This is a genomic window from Maricaulis sp. (assembly GCF_048270095.1).
Taxonomy (GTDB): Bacteria; Pseudomonadota; Alphaproteobacteria; order Caulobacterales; family Maricaulaceae; genus Maricaulis.
Genome location: NZ_JBLWTL010000037.1, coordinates 1 through 15776 on the forward strand (window position 1 = coordinate 1; position 15776 = coordinate 15776).

16 protein-coding genes and 1 pseudogene are annotated in these 15776 nt (G+C 63.1%); 10 read left to right on the plus strand and 7 right to left on the minus strand.

Annotated features, from left to right (window positions below):
- From ACN0YJ_RS14045 to rsmA, 4 genes are all read left to right on the plus strand, one after another.
- Nucleotides 1-1800, plus strand: a 1800-nt coding sequence (locus ACN0YJ_RS14045) for an LPS-assembly protein LptD (protein ID WP_417496571.1), incomplete at its 5' end; no start/stop codon positions are given.
- Between the two features lie 67 nt (nt 1801-1867).
- A complete protein-coding gene (locus tag ACN0YJ_RS14050) occupies nt 1868-3142 on the plus strand; it encodes a peptidylprolyl isomerase (protein ID WP_417496572.1) in 1275 nt (424 codons plus the stop codon).
- The gene (gene pdxA / locus ACN0YJ_RS14055; RefSeq protein ID WP_417496573.1) at nt 3142-4158 is read left to right on the plus strand and encodes a 4-hydroxythreonine-4-phosphate dehydrogenase PdxA; all 1017 of its coding nucleotides are present in this window, start codon (nt 3142-3144) and stop codon (nt 4156-4158) included. The genes ACN0YJ_RS14050 and pdxA overlap by 1 nt, the downstream gene beginning before the upstream one ends.
- Nucleotides 4155-5015, plus strand: a complete 861-nt coding sequence (gene rsmA / locus ACN0YJ_RS14060; RefSeq protein WP_417496574.1) for a 16S rRNA (adenine(1518)-N(6)/adenine(1519)-N(6))-dimethyltransferase RsmA — start codon at nt 4155-4157, stop codon at nt 5013-5015. Before pdxA ends, rsmA begins: the two co-directional genes overlap by 4 nt.
- Here the strand turns inward: rsmA and gmk are convergent.
- The 7 genes from gmk to fabD form a co-directional block, all read right to left on the minus strand.
- Nucleotides 5002-5655 carry a guanylate kinase gene (gene gmk, locus ACN0YJ_RS14065; protein WP_417478428.1) on the minus strand — a complete coding sequence of 218 codons (654 nt, stop codon included), beginning with the start codon at nt 5653-5655 and terminating at the stop codon, nt 5002-5004. The genes rsmA and gmk overlap by 14 nt on opposite strands.
- Nucleotides 5645-6526: a YicC/YloC family endoribonuclease gene (locus ACN0YJ_RS14070; RefSeq protein ID WP_417496575.1), complete on the minus strand. Its 882-nt coding sequence runs from the start codon at nt 6524-6526 to the stop codon at nt 5645-5647. Before ACN0YJ_RS14070 ends, gmk begins: the two co-directional genes overlap by 11 nt.
- Before the next feature lies 1 nt (nt 6527).
- A complete protein-coding gene (gene mltG / locus ACN0YJ_RS14075) occupies nt 6528-7592 on the minus strand; it encodes an endolytic transglycosylase MltG (protein WP_417478430.1) in 1065 nt (354 codons plus the stop codon).
- 29 nt (nt 7593-7621) lie between these two features.
- Entirely contained in the window at nt 7622-8899 is a 1278-nt protein-coding gene (gene fabF / locus ACN0YJ_RS14080; RefSeq protein WP_417478431.1) for a beta-ketoacyl-ACP synthase II, read from the minus strand.
- Between the two features lie 10 nt (nt 8900-8909).
- Nucleotides 8910-9146 carry an acyl carrier protein gene (locus ACN0YJ_RS14085; RefSeq protein ID WP_091770144.1) on the minus strand — a complete coding sequence of 79 codons (237 nt, stop codon included), beginning with the start codon at nt 9144-9146 and terminating at the stop codon, nt 8910-8912.
- Between the two features lie 162 nt (nt 9147-9308).
- Nucleotides 9309-10046: a 3-oxoacyl-[acyl-carrier-protein] reductase gene (gene fabG, locus ACN0YJ_RS14090; protein WP_417478432.1), complete on the minus strand. Its 738-nt coding sequence runs from the start codon at nt 10044-10046 to the stop codon at nt 9309-9311.
- 2 nt (nt 10047-10048) lie between these two features.
- Entirely contained in the window at nt 10049-11002 is a 954-nt protein-coding gene (gene fabD / locus ACN0YJ_RS14095; protein ID WP_417496576.1) for an ACP S-malonyltransferase, read from the minus strand.
- A gap of 236 nt (nt 11003-11238) precedes the next feature.
- Between fabD and rpsF the strand changes: the two genes are divergently transcribed.
- From rpsF to ACN0YJ_RS14125, 6 genes and pseudogenes are all read left to right on the plus strand, one after another.
- Nucleotides 11239-11595, plus strand: a complete 357-nt coding sequence (rpsF, locus tag ACN0YJ_RS14100) for a 30S ribosomal protein S6 (RefSeq protein WP_417478434.1) — start codon at nt 11239-11241, stop codon at nt 11593-11595.
- Between the two features lie 28 nt (nt 11596-11623).
- On the plus strand, nt 11624-11863 hold the full coding sequence (gene rpsR / locus ACN0YJ_RS14105; protein WP_091770326.1) for a 30S ribosomal protein S18: 240 nt from the start codon (nt 11624-11626) through the stop codon (nt 11861-11863).
- A gap of 12 nt (nt 11864-11875) precedes the next feature.
- On the plus strand, nt 11876-12502 hold the full coding sequence (rplI, locus tag ACN0YJ_RS14110) for a 50S ribosomal protein L9 (RefSeq protein WP_417478435.1): 627 nt from the start codon (nt 11876-11878) through the stop codon (nt 12500-12502).
- A gap of 189 nt (nt 12503-12691) precedes the next feature.
- Complete coding sequence (locus ACN0YJ_RS14115; RefSeq protein ID WP_417478436.1) at nt 12692-14158, plus strand: replicative DNA helicase; 1467 nt, start codon at nt 12692-12694, stop codon at nt 14156-14158.
- Nucleotides 14130-15254, plus strand: a complete 1125-nt coding sequence (gene alr / locus ACN0YJ_RS14120; RefSeq protein ID WP_417496577.1) for an alanine racemase — start codon at nt 14130-14132, stop codon at nt 15252-15254. The genes ACN0YJ_RS14115 and alr overlap by 29 nt, the downstream gene beginning before the upstream one ends.
- A 60-nt stretch (nt 15255-15314) precedes the next feature.
- Nucleotides 15315-15776, plus strand: a pseudogene (locus tag ACN0YJ_RS14125) (hypothetical protein); the annotation flags it as partial.

The window sequence follows — 15776 nt, forward strand, 5'->3', positions numbered from 1 at the left end:
GCCGCCGCGATTCGCCGCAGTAATGGCGCCATGCAGCTCGAGGATGCCTATTACACGGCCTGCGAATTGTGCGAGGATGGCGACCAGGAGCCGACCTGGCGCTTGCGCGCCCGTCAGGTGATCCAGGATCCCGACGAGCAGATGATCTATTACCGTGACGCCCAGTTCGAAGTGATGGGCGTGCCGGTGCTTTACTCCCCCGTCTTCGCTCACCCGGACCCGTCGGCAGACCGCCATAGCGGTTTGCTCTTCCCCGGTTTCAGCGTTTCCTCCAGGCTCGGGTTTTCCTACCAGCAGCCCTATTACTGGGCGATCTCGCCCTCCGAAGACATCACGCTGGCGCCGCGCGTGATGACCAATGTCAATCCGCTCCTCTTCACTGAATACCGCAAGCGCTTCTGGTCCGGAGCCATGGCCTTTGAAGGCAGCCTGACCCATGAAGCCGAGATCGACAGCGATGGCGAACGTTTCGGCGACGACACCTGGCGCTGGCATTTGTTCGGCGGTGGCGAATGGGAAATCAATCCTGACTGGCGTTGGGGTTTTGGTGTGCAGCGCGCCTCCGATGACCTGCATCTGCGCCGCTACGGCTTTTCGGAAATCGACCGGGATCGCGGTGCCCTGATCGAGGCCGGCAATCGCCGGCTGGTCAGCCAGCTCTATCTCGAGGGCCGGACGCAAAACAGCTATGGCTCGGTCGTCGCCGCCGAGTATCAAAGCCTGCGCGAACTGGAAGACGACGACACCATACCGACCATCGCCCCCCTGATCCGCTATGAGCGCGTCTTCAACGCGCCCGGCGCCTGGGGACGCATCAATCTGAGCGGCCAGGCCGTCATGCTCGAGCGTGAGACCGGCACCGACTATGCCCGCGCCAGCGTCACCGCCGACTGGCGCGCCCATTGGGTGACCGGCAATGGCATTGTCGTCGAGCCCTATGCCTACGCCCGCAGTGACAGCTATTCCTTCGAGGACCTCCCCGCCAGCTATGCCGTGCCGGAAGACAGTTTCTCCCGGCAGCTCGGACTGGTCGGCGCCGAGGTCAGCTGGCCTTTCTACCGGCCGGGCAGCACGGTGGACTGGATCGTCGAGCCGGTTTTCTCCGCGGTCGCGGCCACGGATGATCCCGAATCGGCTCGCATCTACAATGAAGACAGCGTCTCGCTCGATCTTGACGAGAGCCTGCTCTTCGCTCCGATCCGGGCCTCGGGCTTTGATGTCTGGGAGCCGGGACAACGCATCAGCTACGGCGTGCGCACAACCGGTCAATGGGGCGAAAGCGGTCTGGCCAGTATCTTTGTCGGGCAAAGCTACAGGATCGATGGCGACCCGGCCTTCACAGCGGGAAGCGGGCTGTTCGAGGAAAGCTCCGATTACATCGTGGCCGGTTCGCTCGAGATTGCCGGCTTCACCGCCGACCTCCAGACCCGGCTCGACTCCATGGACGGCGATATCAATCGGGTTGATCTGGGATTCGGCTATGTCAGCGACCGGTTCAGCGGCAGGATCAGCTATCTTGAAGTCAGCGATGACGACAGCTCCCGCAGCGACCAGCGCGAAGCCAGGGCCAATTTCTCGGCCCGGCTGACGGATCGCTGGAGCGCCATTGGCAGCACGGTCCGCGATCTTGATCGCGGCACATCGCGGCTGACGACTGCAGGCTTCCGCTTTGCCGATGAATGTACCGAACTGGACATCGTCTATCAGCGCGAGGACAACCAGATCGCGCGGCTCGGCCCGTCCGAATCGATACAGATACGCATCACCCTGTTCACGCTGGGTGGCGTGACTCCTGACTAAACAACAGTGCCGGGCGATTGCACCAGCAGCGTCTTTGGGTAATGTTCCGCGCGGAACCGGATAGCGAATGTTGATGATACCCGTTAAAAACCTAGTGATGACGCTGACGGCGTCCCTGCTCTTGTTCATGGCGCCTGGTGCCATGGCGCAAACGACAGAGGGCGTGGCTGCGCTCGTCAATGATCAACCGATCACAACGGTGGATGTGCGCAATCGTATGCGCCTCATCATCGCGTCGACCGGTCTGACCCAGATTGATGCGGCAACCCTGGAGCAGATCCAGGGCCAGGCGATTCGCGGCCTGGTCGACGAATACCTGCAATTGCAGGCGGCCCGGGAATACGAAATCGAGGTCACCGAGGCCGAGGTCGATCAATCAATTCAAGACCTTGCAGACCGCAACAACACAACAATCGACTCGATCATTGGCGATCTGGAGCGGTCCGGGGTCGAGATCGAGACCTTGCGGCACCAGCTTCAGGCCGAGATCGCCTGGCAAGTCCTGGTGAATGGCCGCTATGGCTCGCGTATCCGTATCAGCGACCAACAGATCGAGCTCGCGCTCGAGCGCCTGGCCGCCAGCGCATCGCAGCCACAATACCGGATTTTCGAACTGTTTTTCGAAATCCCAAGCGTCAATCGTGAAGAGGAAACCGTGCAGCGCGTCATCGCCGTGATGGACCAGCTGCAGCGCGGCGCGCCCTTCCCGGAACTGGCGCGCCAGTATTCAGACGCACCATCGGCTGCCAATGGCGGCGATATCGGCTGGATCGTCGCCTCGCAATTGCCGCCTGAGGTCGCCGCGATTATCCCGCAGCTCATGCGGCAATACGGGCAGAGCCAGGGCGGCGCAGCGTTGTCCAACCCGGTTCGCGTTCCCGGCGGTTTCATGATTGTTGCACTGGTCGCCGCTCGGGATGGCACCACGACCCTACAATACGATCTGGTCCAGATCACCGTCCCTGCCAATGCTGTGCAGCCGGATTCCAGCACCGCTCTCACCCGGGCGCTGGCCGACAATCCAACCTGTTCACAGGCAGAAACCGTTGCCACCCGCATTCCCGGCGCGGTCGTCACGCCCCTCGGCGCGATTGGTGCCGACGCGCTGCTCCCGCAAATCAGCGAAGCGCTGGAGCCCCTGCGTCAGGACGGTAATACCGGCGTGCTGCAGACTGCAGCCGGCCTGCAGAGTCTGATCGTCTGCGACCGCACCATCGCCGGCCCGGGCGTTCCGAGCCGTGATGATCTGGAGGCACAATTGCGTGGCCAGCAGCTCTCGCTGCATTCGCGCCGCTGGCTGAGAGATTTGCGCCGCGACGGCACGGTCGAGATTCGCGACTAATGCCAAACGCCTCACCTGTCGTTATTTCGATGGGTGATCCGGCTGGCATCGGCCCAGAGATCATCCTCAAGGCCTGGACGACCCGGCGGACCTCAGGCCCGCTCTTTGCCTGTATCGGCGATCCTGCTGTAATGCGCGCCTGTGCCGGGCTGCTTGGCCTGCCTGCGCCGGTCGAGATTGCCGATCTGTCAGCGGCCGCGCACTGTTTTCCGAATGCCCTGCCGGTCCTGTCTGCCGCGACCGGCATCACCGCACCGCTCACACCCGGCAGTCCCGACCCGCGCCATGCCGCCGCCACCAAGGCCAGTATCGAAACCGGGGTCGCGCTGTGCCTGTCCGGCCAGGCGCGCGCCATTGTGACCGCCCCGATCGCCAAATCCGTGATGTATGAGGCCGGTTTCAACTTTCCCGGCCATACCGAATTTCTCGCCGAACTCACCCGCGACCATCCCGTCCCGGGCCCGCGCGGCCCGGCGATGATGCTGGCCGGCGGCGGATTGCGGGTCGTGCTGACCTCGATCCATGAACCGCTGGGCCGCGCGGTCGCAGCACTGTCGGCGGACCGGATCGAACAGATTGCCCGGCTGACGCATCAGGCCTTGCGCCGCGATTTCGGCATTGCCGAGCCGCGTCTCGCCCTGGCAGGGCTCAATCCTCATGCTGGCGAGGCTGGCACATTGGGGCGCGAAGAGATCGACATCATCAACCCTGCTGCTGCCCGCCTGCGCGCCGAAGGTATTGCCATCACCGACGCCTTGCCGCCCGACACGATGTTTCACGCCGAGGCGCGGGCCGGCTACGACGCCGCGATCTGCCTTTACCACGACCAGGGCCTGATCCCGGTCAAGACGCTCGACTTTCATGGCGGCGTGAATATCACGCTCGGCCTGCCCATCGTGCGAACCTCACCCGACCACGGCACCGCCTTCGACATTGCCGGTAAGGGCGTGGCCCGCGCCGAAAGCCTGCTCGCCGCGATCGACGCGGCGGCCCATATCGCCGGACACCGCGCATGATTGATCCACTCCCGCCGCTTCGCGATGTCATCGCCCGCCATGACCTGGCGGCCAAGAAATCCTTCGGCCAGCATTTCCTGCTGGACCTCAACCTAACCGCCAAGATCGCCAGCTTTGCCGGTGACATGTCAAACAGCGATGCGATCGAGATCGGTCCCGGTCCGGGCGGGCTGACGCGCGCCATCCTCGGTGCCGGCGCCCGTCACCTGACGGTCGTGGAAAAGGATTCGCGCTTCCTGCCGGCACTGGAAGAGATCAGCGAAGCCTGGCCCGGCAAGGTGACTGTGCTGGAAGCCGACGGGTTGACGATTGATGAGGCGAGCATCCTGAACGGCGAAAACCGCGTCATTCTTTCCAACCTGCCCTATAATGTCGGCACCATCCTGTTGATCAAATGGCTGCAGGCGCAGCCGATCTGGTGGCGGCGCGCGGTCTTGATGTTCCAGCGTGAAGTGGCAGACCGGGTCGTCGCGCGCGTTGGCGACAAGGCCTATGGCCGCCTGGCCATTCTGACCCAGTCCGTTTGCAGTGCCCAGCTGGTGATGAAGATCCCGGCCCAGGCCTTCACGCCGCCGCCCAAGGTCGAATCGGCGGTGGTGATGCTGGATCCGCTGGCGGACGGCCAACGCTTCGACGATCTCAAGGCGCTGGGCATTGTGACGGCCTCGGCCTTTGGTCAGAGGCGCAAGACCCTGCGCCGCAGTCTCGGTCAGGCGGCGAGCCAGACGACGGCGTCTACAGAAGACCTGATTGCTGCGGCGGGCCTCGAGCCCGGTGCCCGGGCGGAGACGATCGACATCGCCGGCTTCCAGGCGCTCGCCAGAGCCTGGCGAGCGGCTCGGGCTACTCAGCCATAAGCGCGTCGACAAAGCCGTTCAGCCAGGGGTGACGCGACCGCTTGAGGCGTTCGGCGTGCAGGATCTGGTTGAGCTTGTCGAGGGCGCGGGCAAAATCATCATTGACGATGACATAGTCGTATTCATGCCAGTGGCTGATCTCATCCTTGGCCCGCGCCATGCGGTCCTTGATGATTTGCGGTGTGTCCTGGCCGCGCTTGCTCAGCCGGTCCTCGAGCAGGTCGAGTGAGGGTGGCAGGATGAAGACGCGAACCGTGTCTTCCTGTGCCTGTGCGGCGAGCGCCTGGGCGCCCTGCCAGTCAATATCGAAAATCACGTCGCGGCCGTCTTCGATGGCATTGAGGACCAGGGCCTTCGGCGTGCCATAATAGCGGCCGAACACCTCGGCCCATTCGAAGAAATCGCCAGCCTCGATCTGCGACTTGAATTCCTCCACCGTGACGAAATTATAGTCTTGCCCGTCCACCTCGCCGGGGCGCGGCTGGCGCGTCGTAGTCGAAACCGACAGGACCATGTCAGGATTTTGGCTCAACAGCCGCTTGGACAATGTGGTCTTACCGGCGCCGGACGGGCTGGACAAAGCCAGCAGCACGCCGCGCCGGCCGCCACGAAAGATCGGGGGATGTCCGTCACTCGACATTCTGTACCTGCTCCCTGAATTGGTCGACCGCGTTTTTCATGGCGAGGCCAATCTGGGTCAGTGAAGAATCGGAGGACTTGGAGCATAGAGTGTTTGCCTCGCGATTAAACTCCTGTGACAGGAAGTCGAGCTTGCGGCCGGTCGGCGAACCGGCGGCCAGCAATTCCCGCGCAGCGCGGATATGCGCATGCAGCCGGTCAAGCTCCTCGCGGACATCCATCTTCACCGCCATTGCCGCAGCCTCGGTTGCCAGGCGGTCCGGATCGAGCCCATCGGGCAGGAGTTCGGCATATTTTGCGGCAATCCGGTCACGGATCGCATCAAGGCGCACGGCTGCACTGGTTTCGGCCTGATGGGTCAAGGTCTCGATCATGTCGACATGGCCGTTCAGGAGCGCTTGCAGTTCACCGCCCTCGACCAGCCGGACATCGCGTAAACTGTCGAGCGCCAGCGCCAGGCTTTCCAGCAGGGCGGCATCGAGATCATCGGCATTGTCCGGCTCGCTGCGATCCTCGACATCAAGCACCCCGCGCACGCCCAGCAGCCCGTCCAGACTCACCGGACGGACACGTCCGCTGGAAACATAGGGTTCAGCGGCGGCGAGAATCGCCTCGATGCGCGCGGTATCAAGGCGCAGCGCCGCACCCGCCGTCTCGCGATTGAGGGTCAGGCTGGCCTGGATATTTCCGCGTGCGAAACGGGCCTTGGCCAGATCGCGGGCCCCGGCTTCCAGACGGTCATAGCCGGCGGGAAAACGGAAACGGGCTTCCAGCCCCTTGCCGTTGACGCTGCGCGCTTCCCAGACCCAGCTGAAATGTTCGAAGCTGGCCTCGGTACGGGCGAAACCTGTCATGCCGGACAATTGAGCCATATTAATCGCCCGCATTGCGGCGGGCCCTCTCGATCTGACGCCAGCGCGCGACATGTCGCTGATGCTCGGCATAGGTCGCGGAGAAGGCATGACCGCCGGTCCCGTCAGCGACAAAAAACAGCGCCCGGCTCTCGGCCGGATTGAGCACGGCAGCAATGGATTCAGCGCCCGGATTGGCGATCGGCGTCGGTGGCAGGCCGTCATTCTGGTAGGAATTCCAGGCGTTGGCCGCATTATCGAGCTCGGACCGGCGCAGGCCCCGACCGAGCGGCTCGCCGCGGCTGATGCCGTAAATAATGGTCGGATCGCTCTCCAGCCGCATGCCGCGGCGCAGGCGATTGACGAAGACCGCAGCGACTTCGGCGCGCTCGGCGCCAATCCCGGTCTCTTTTTCCACCACCGAGGCGAGAATGATCGCCTCCTCCCGGGTTTCAAACGGCAGGTCTTCGGCGCGGTGCGGCCAGAGTTCGTCGAGCAGGGTCTGCTGGGCTGCCAGCATACGATCCAGCACGACCTGGCGCGGTGTGCCCCGGTCAACCAGATAGGTCTCCGGCAGGAGGCTGCCCTCGGGCGGGGTCTGTGTGATCTCGCCGGTCAGCACATCGGCCTCTTGCAGCACCGCCACAATCATCGCGCTCGTCAGACCTTCTGCGAACGTGACGGGGTGTTGCATCGTGCGTCCGGAGCGGAGCAATTCATAGATCTGCGCCATGCTCGACCGGGCCGGCACGGCATATTCCCCGGCCCGCAGGGAGCGATCGCCGCCATCCAGTGTCACAGCAGCGCGAAACAGGCGCGCATCCTCGATCAGACCGGCCGATTCGAGTTGGCTGGAAATCCGCACCAGACCGGTGCCGCGCGGCAGGAGGATGACGGTTTCCTCCATCGCCGGACCGGGGGCGATAAATTCCGCCTGCAGCCAGCGATAGCCGCCATAGACCGACCCGGCCGCCAGCAAAGCCAGTACCAGCAAGCCGGCAAACAGCCACGCAATCAGCCGGCCCAGACCGCCCTTGGCTTTGACATTGGCATCAGGCGTCGCCTTGGGCGTTTTGACATCACTCATTGGGGTCACCCCGAAGTTTAGCGGCGCACTCAGTCGACCGCGACAAATACCACGGAGGCATTGGTGCCACCGAATCCGAAAGAATTCGATAGCGCCGCGCGGACCGGACGCTTGACCGGCGTGTGGGCGGCCAGATTGAGCGAGGTCGAGACCGATGGATTGTCGAGATTGAGGGTCGGCGGACAAATTCCGTCCCGGATCGCCAGGATCGAGAATATCCCCTCGACAGCCCCGGCCGCGCCGAGCAGATGCCCGATCGCCGATTTGGTCGATGACATCACGACATCGCCGCTGCCGAACAGGCGCTCTACGGCGCGCAATTCGATCTCGTCCCCCTTCGGCGTCGAGGTGCCGTGGGCATTGACGTAATCAATCTCGGACGGGTCGAGGCCGGCATCTTTCAGCGCCGCCGACATCGCCCGGAAACCGCCATCGCCATCATCGGCGGGCGCGGTGATATGGTGGGCGTCGCCGGACAGCCCATAGCCCTTGACCTCGGCATAGATCGTCGCGCCGCGCGCCCTGGCGCACTCATACTCCTCGAGCACGACGACACCGGCGCCCTCGCCCATCACAAAACCGTCGCGGTCGCGGTCCCAGGGGCGCGAGCCGGCAGTGGGGTTATCATTGAAACCAGTGGACAGTGCCTTGCAGGCGATGAAGGAGGCAATGCCCAGGCGGCAAACGGCTGCTTCGGCGCCGCCGGCGACCATCATGTCGGCATCGCCATGCGCAATCATCCGCGCCGCATCGCCGATCGCGTGGGCACCGGTTGAACAGGCCGTCACGACGGCATGATTGGGGCCCTTGAGTCCGTGCCGGATCGAAACCTGGCCCGAGGCGAGATTGATCAAAAGGCCGGGAATGACAAAGGGAGAGAGCCGCCTTGGACCTTTTTCATGCAGGTCGATGGAGGCGTTATAGGTGGATTCCAGACCGCCAATACCGGAACCGATCATCACACCGGCACGGCAGCGCTGTTCTTCGGACGTCGCGATCCAGCCACTATCGGCGATCGCGTAATCGGCCGCGGCTATCCCGTAGAGAATGAAATCATCAACGCGCTTCTGGTCGCGCGGGCTCATGACGCTATCGGGTGCAAAGGCACCGGGATCGTCAGCTGAGCCTCCGCCGCGGCCATCGACACGCGGCACGAGACCGGCGATCTGGCACGCCAGATCGCCGGTTTCAAAATGCTCGATCAGGCCCAAACCCGACTGACCTGCAAGAAGACGTCCCCAGACGATATCCTTGCCACAGCCAAGCGGTGTGACCAGACCAATTCCAGTGACGACAACGCGCCGCATGGACTGGTCTTTAACCGACTTTCTCGGAGATGAACTTCACAGCGTCACCGACTTTCTGGATATGCTCGGCAGCGTCGTCGGGAATTTCGATGTCGAATTCCTCTTCAAACGCCATCACGAGTTCAACATTGTCCAGGCTGTCAGCGCCCAGATCATCGATGAAACTCGCATTATCCGTAACTTTTTCGATGTCGACATCGAGATGCTCAACAACAATCTTTTTAACGCGCTCGAGAACGTCAGACATTTCAGACCCTCATGGTAATTCGCCGCAGGAAATCGACGGCGCAGGAAAGGAGGCATAGCGCCCCAAAACCGGGCCGCCTTCACCAAGATGCGCGGGCAAGTAACACACTTCCCGAGCGCTGACCAGAATGGGCAACCGTGCTCACTCTGGCAAGTTGTTACACTAAATCATTGCCATACCGCCATTCACATGAAGTGTCTGGCCGGTCACATAATTGGCTTCCTGGCTGGCAAGATAGACAATAGCAGCAGCAATATCATCGCCGGTACCCAGATCACCAGCAGGAATTTTTGTCAGGATGGCTTTGCGCTGTTCTTCATTGAGCACATCGGTCATCGGCGAGGCAATGAATCCGGGTGCGACGCAGTTGACGGTGACGCCGCGCGAGGCGACTTCCTGGGCGAGGGATTTGGAGAAACCGATCATGCCTGCCTTGGAGGCGCAATAATTGGTCTGGCCCGGATTTCCGGTGACGCCGACGACCGAGGTAATGCCGACAATGCGGCCCCAACGGGCCTTCATCATGCCGCGCAGGGCGGCGCGGCAGAGCCGGAAATAGCTTTCCAGATTGACCCGCAACACCATGTCCCAATCATCATCCTTCATGCGCATCAAAAGCTGATCGCGGGTAATGCCGGCATTGGCGATGAGAATATCCATCGAGCCCATCGCCTCGGCAGCCTGTTTCGGCAGCGCGTCGACGGCGTCGGCATCGGAGAGATTGCAGGGCAGCACGTGCGTGCGGTCCCCCAGTTCGGCGGCCAGCTCCTGCAGCACGTTTTCACGTGTACCCGAGAGCGCCACGGTCGCGCCTTGCGCATGCAGGGCCCTGGCAATTGCCTGGCCGAGGCCGCCTGTCGCGCCAGTGACGAGCGCATTCTTGCCGGTCAGATCAAACATTCTCAGCTATCCTCTTTCAGCGAAGCCGCGAAGGCTTCCAGATCGGCGGCCACATTGAGCGGCACGCCATTTCCATCCTTGGTCGTGCGTTTGAGCATGGTGGTCAGCACCTTGCCGGCACCGGCTTCGGCGAGCGTCGTGATGCCCGCCTCTTCAACCATCCACAAGACGCTCTCGCGCCATCGCACCCGGCCGGTGACCTGTTCGACCAGCTGACGGCGGATGACTTCAACATCGGCGGTCGGCCGGGCGGTGACATTGGCGACCACAGGCACGGCAGGCAGCAGGATTGTCGCGGAAGCCAGGGCTGCCGCCATCGCATCGGCGGCGGGCTGCATCATGGCGCAATGGAAAGGGGCCGAGACCGGCAGCATCATGGCCTTCTTGACGCCCAGCGCCGTGGCACGGTCAATCGCCGCCTCGATCGCCACAGTCGAGCCCGAGATCACAATCTGACCCGGTGCATTATCATTGGCAATCGCGCAGACCCCGACCAGCGAACCGGCATCAACAGCCTGTTGGGCCATGTCTTCATCGGCGCCGAGCAGCGCAGCCATGGTGCCGAGCCCGACCGGAACGGCCTGCTGCATGGCACGGCCGCGCAATTTGAGCAGTTTCGCAGCGTCACTGATCGTCAGGGCGCGGGCCGCCGCCAGGGCCGAGTATTCGCCCAGGCTGTGACCGGCCACGAATTGCGCCGCGCTGACATCAACCCCGAATTCGGCTTCAAGCACGCGCATCACCGCCAGGCTGGCCGCCATCAGGGCCGGCTGGGCGTTTTCCGTCAGGGTCAGATCCTCGATCGGACCGTTTGCCATCAGGCCGGAGAGATTTTGCCCGAGCGCCTCATCGACCTCGGCCAGCACCGCGCGTGCGGCAGCGAATTCAGCGGCCAGTTCCTGGCCCATGCCAACGGCCTGGCTGCCCTGGCCGGGAAATACGAATGCAAACGCCATCGGAACGCCTCCCGCGAATTGAATCGAACGCTCGATACCCCTTGTCACGCCGCACGCGCAAGAGGGGATGCGGCTTGCGCGGCCGATCGCTATGGGCTAAACGCGCGCTTCGCTTGGTTGCGGTCCTGTTCCTTTATTCCCGTCACATGGTGTGGCGGACCGGCACAGGAGCCACCGCGAGCCTGCCCGCCCCTTCGGCGAGGCTTGCGCCGCAACCGCTTACGAAGGGAGCCAAGATGGCACTTTACGAGCACGTATTCATCGTACGCCCGGACGTTTCTCCGGCCCAGATGGAAACTCTTCTGGAAGAAACGAAGACCCTGATCGAGACCAATGGCGGCACGACCGGCAAGATCGAATATTGGGGCCTGCGTAACCTGTCCTACCGCATCAACAAGTCGCGCAAGGGTCATTACGGCCTGATCGATATCGACGCCAATGGCGCCGTGATCGACGAACTTGAGCGCCTGCAGCGCCTGTCCGAAGACGTCATGCGTTTCATGACCCTTCGTGTCGACGAGCACACCGATCAGCCTTCGGCGATTCTGTCGAAGAAGGATGACCGTCGTCCGCGCCGCGATTTCCGGTCGTAAGGAGAGATAGAAGATGTCATCCGATAATATTGCAAACCTGCCCGCTCGCCGCCCATTCATGCGCCGCCGCAAGGTGTGCCCATTCTCCGGCGAGAATGCACCCGCGATCGACTACAAGGACCCGAAGCTCCTGCTTCGTTACATGTCCGAGCGTGGCAAGATCGTCCCGTCCCGTATCACGGCGGTATCCGCCAAGAAGCAACGTGAACTGGCCCGCGCCATCAAGCGCGCCCGCCAGATGGCACTGCTTCCCTATGTGATGGATTAAGGAGAGCGCACGATGAAACTGGTTCTCCTGGAACGCGTCGAAAACCTCGGCGTCATGGGTGAAGTTGTCTCGGTCCGTCCGGGATTCGCCCGTAACTTCCTTCTGCCACAAGGCAAGGCGCTGCGCGCCAATGAAGGCAATATGGCCCGCTTCGAAGCGGAAAAAGAAGCCCTGATCGCGCGCAATGCCGAACGGGCTGCTGAAGCAGCAACCGCTGGTGAAGTGATCGATGGCGAAACTTTCGTCATGGTTCGTTCCGCTGGCGAAAGCGGTCAGCTCTACGGTTCTGTCTCCTCGCGTGACATTGCCGAGATCGTTTCGGAATCCGGCACAACGGTCGTGCGCTCGCAGATCGATCTGCACGCGCCGATCAAGAAGCTGGGCCTGCACGACATCCGTATCCGTCTGCACGCCGATGTTTCGGTGACGGTCACGATCAATGTCGCCCGCTCGCTCGACGAAGCCGAACGCCAGGCCTCCGGTGAAGATGTGATCGCAGCCCAGGCTGACGAAGATCGCGCCATCGCTGAAGCCCAGGCTGCCGATCTGTTCGAAGCCAGCGAAGAAGGCGAAGAACTGGCCGAACGCCGCGCCGAAGGCGCCGACGATTCGGAAGCAGACGAAGCCGACGAAGACTAGGTTTTCAGCTCAGGCTGACAGCCGGAAACGGGCGGGTCGCAAGACCCGCCCGTTTTTGTTTGCCACCAGAGTTTTCCACACTTCTCCACAGGCCGGGGGAAATGCTGTGGTAAAGATTCACTCTGGAGGGATTGAGGGGTCGTCTCTCTGGCCGCAAGCTTGTATCCCCTTTGCATGACCACTGAGCTGATGACATTCGATTCCGGCGTTCCGGCAACGCTGGAGACCGCGCCCCACAATCTGGAGGCCGAACAGGCCTTTCTCGGTGCGCTGCTGTACGACAATGAAATCTTCCACCGCATCGCCGACTGGCTGAAGCCGGAGCATTTCTATGATCCCGTCCACGGCCGTATTTTCGAGACCGCCTCCGATCTGATCGGCCGCGGCTCGCTGGCCGATGCCGTGGTCCTGAAAACCCATTTCGATCGCGATGACGGGCTGCGCGAGATCGGCGGCACCACCTATCTGGCCGTGCTGATCGAGAGCGCCGCGAATAATTCGGCCGCGACCGAATACGCGCGCATGATCTATGAACTCGCCTTGCGCCGCGATCTGATCCGCATCGGCGACGAATTGTCCGCGACCGCCACCACCGATTCGGAAACCCAGCCGCGCAAGCTGATCGAAGCGGTCGAGCAGCAATTGTTCAACCTCGCCGAGGCCGGCTCGACCTCACGCGGCTTTGTCAGCTTCAAACAGGCGCTGACCGAATCGGTCGAGACCGCCGCCGCTGCCTATGAGCGCGATGGCGGCCTGTCGGGAATTTCCTCGGGCCTCAAGGCGCTGGACGAAAAACTCGGCGGCATGCACCCGTCCGACCTGATTATCCTTGCCGGACGTCCCTCGATGGGGAAAACCGCGCTGGCGACCAATATCGCCTTCGATGTGGCGCGAAACTACGAGTTTGAGGAACAGCCCGACGGCACGACCAAGACGACCAAGGGCGGCGTTGTCGGCTTCTTCTCGCTGGAAATGTCGGCCGAACAGCTCGCCATGCGCCTGATCGCCGATTACACCGGCATCCCCGGCTATATGATCCGCCAGGGCACGATCGACGCGACCCAGTACGAGGAAATCCGCGACGCGGTGCTCGAGATCCAGTCCCTGCCGCTCTACATCGACGATACAGGTGGCCTGCCGATCGGGGCGCTGGCCGCCCGCGCGCGACGTCTCAAACGCACCCATGGGCTCGACCTGATCATCGTCGACTATCTTCAGCTGGTCACATCCTCGCGCAACCGGCCGGGCGATAGCCGGGTGCAGGAAGTCTCCGAAGTGACGCAGAATCTCAAGGCCCTGGCCAAGGAATTGGAGGTTCCCGTCATTGCCCTCTCCCAGCTGTCACGGAATGTCGAAAGCCGCGAAGACAAGAAGCCCCAGCTCTCCGATCTGCGCGAATCCGGCTCGATCGAGCAGGACGCCGATGTCGTGCTGTTCGTCTATCGCGAAGCCTATTACAAGGAACGCGAAAAGCCGCGCGAGGACACGCCGGAATATCTCGCCTGGCAGGAAGAATTCCGCATTATTGAAAAACTGGCCGAAGTGGTCATCGGCAAGCAACGCCATGGCGCCATCGGTACGGCCAAACTCGCCTTTGACGGGGCCCGCACGAAGTTTAGCGATCTTGATGAACGATACGAAGACGGACCCGGCTGACCCCGCAGCGCAGCCCGCGCCACGCCTGGTCATTGATCTGGCTGCGATTCAGCGCAATTTCGCGGCCCTGCAACGCCTCGCCCCGACGGCGCGGACCGGCGCGGTGGTCAAGGCCAATGCCTATGGCCTCGGGGCGTCGCGTGTCATCCCCGCCCTCGCCGATGCCGGTTGCCGCACCTTCTATGTCGCCCATACGGCCGAAGGCCGCGAGGCCCGCGAAGCGCTGGCCGGGCGCGAGGCCGAGATTTTCGTCTTCAACGGTTTCTGGCCCGCCGAACTGGAGTCCCTGCGCGCGGCGCGGCTCTTTCCGGTCATCAATGATCTGCATCAATTGCAACAGCTGCGCGACCTGGCGCCGGACCTTCCCTGCGCCATACATTTCGATACCGGCATGAACCGGCTCGGCCTCGGGCCGAATGCGGCGCAGACCCTGCTCGATAGCCCCGACTGGCTGACGGGCCTTGATGTGCGCCAGATCATGAGCCATCTGGCCTGCTCCCACGAACCGGCGCACCCGCTCAACGGGCGGCAATTGGAACGCTTTGCCGCGGTCCGCGCCCGCCTGCCCGGCATCCCGGCCAGTTTTGCCAATTCCGGCGGTGCCATGCTCGCTTCGCGCTATCATTTCGACATTCTGCGCCCGGGGCTGGCGCTGTATGGCGGCCACCCGGCGCCCGGCCAGGCCAATCCTTTCGAGCCGTCGGTGCGGATCGAGGCGCCGGTGCTTCAGGTGCGCCGCATCGCGGCGGGGGATTGCGCCGGCTATGGTGCCATTTTCACGGCCACACACGACATGCAGGTCGCCACCGTCGCCACCGGTTATGCCGACGGCCTGGTGCGCGCCTGCGGCGATGGCGGCTATGGACGGATCGGCGGCGTCAAGGTCCCGATTATCGGCCGGATATCGATGGACCTGACGACGGTTGATCTCAGCCAGGTCAGCGGACCGGTCGAACCGGGCGACTGGGTGAGTTTCCTCGGTGAGGATGTCGAGCCGATGGCCCAGGCAGCACGCACCATCACCTATGAATTCCTCGTCCGTCTCGGCCAGCGTTTCCAGCGCACCTATCTGCCCGGCATGCCCGCAGCAAAGTAAACTTGCAGCCAGGCGGAACAGAGTGTGAACTGAGCACTCACTCACAGAAGACGATTCGCCATGGCCCGTGCTGAAAACATCTATGTCTGCCAGAGCTGCGGCGCCTCCCAGAGCAAATGGGCCGGGCGCTGTGATGCCTGCGGCAGCTGGAACACCCTGGTCGAGGAAACGCCCGCCGCACCGCTGGGCACCCAGGCGACCAGCGCCAAGCGCCGCGGCAAGGGCAATACGCTCGACCTGGTCGATCTCGGCGCCGATACGCCCGAAGCGCCGCGTCTGAAGTCGGGCATTCCCGAGCTCGTCCGCGTCTGTGGCGGCGGGCTGGGGCGCGGTTCTGCCATCCTGGTCGACGGGGGACCCGGGATCGGCAAATCCACCCACCTGCGGGAGCCCGGCCCCCCAGGATCGCAGAACCGCCCCCCCGCCCGCCGCCACAGACGCGGTCGGGCACGGGAATCCCCGACTTCAGACGCGGCGCTTCGGGCGTATCGGCGCCGAGATCGACCAGGTCGAGCGTATTGC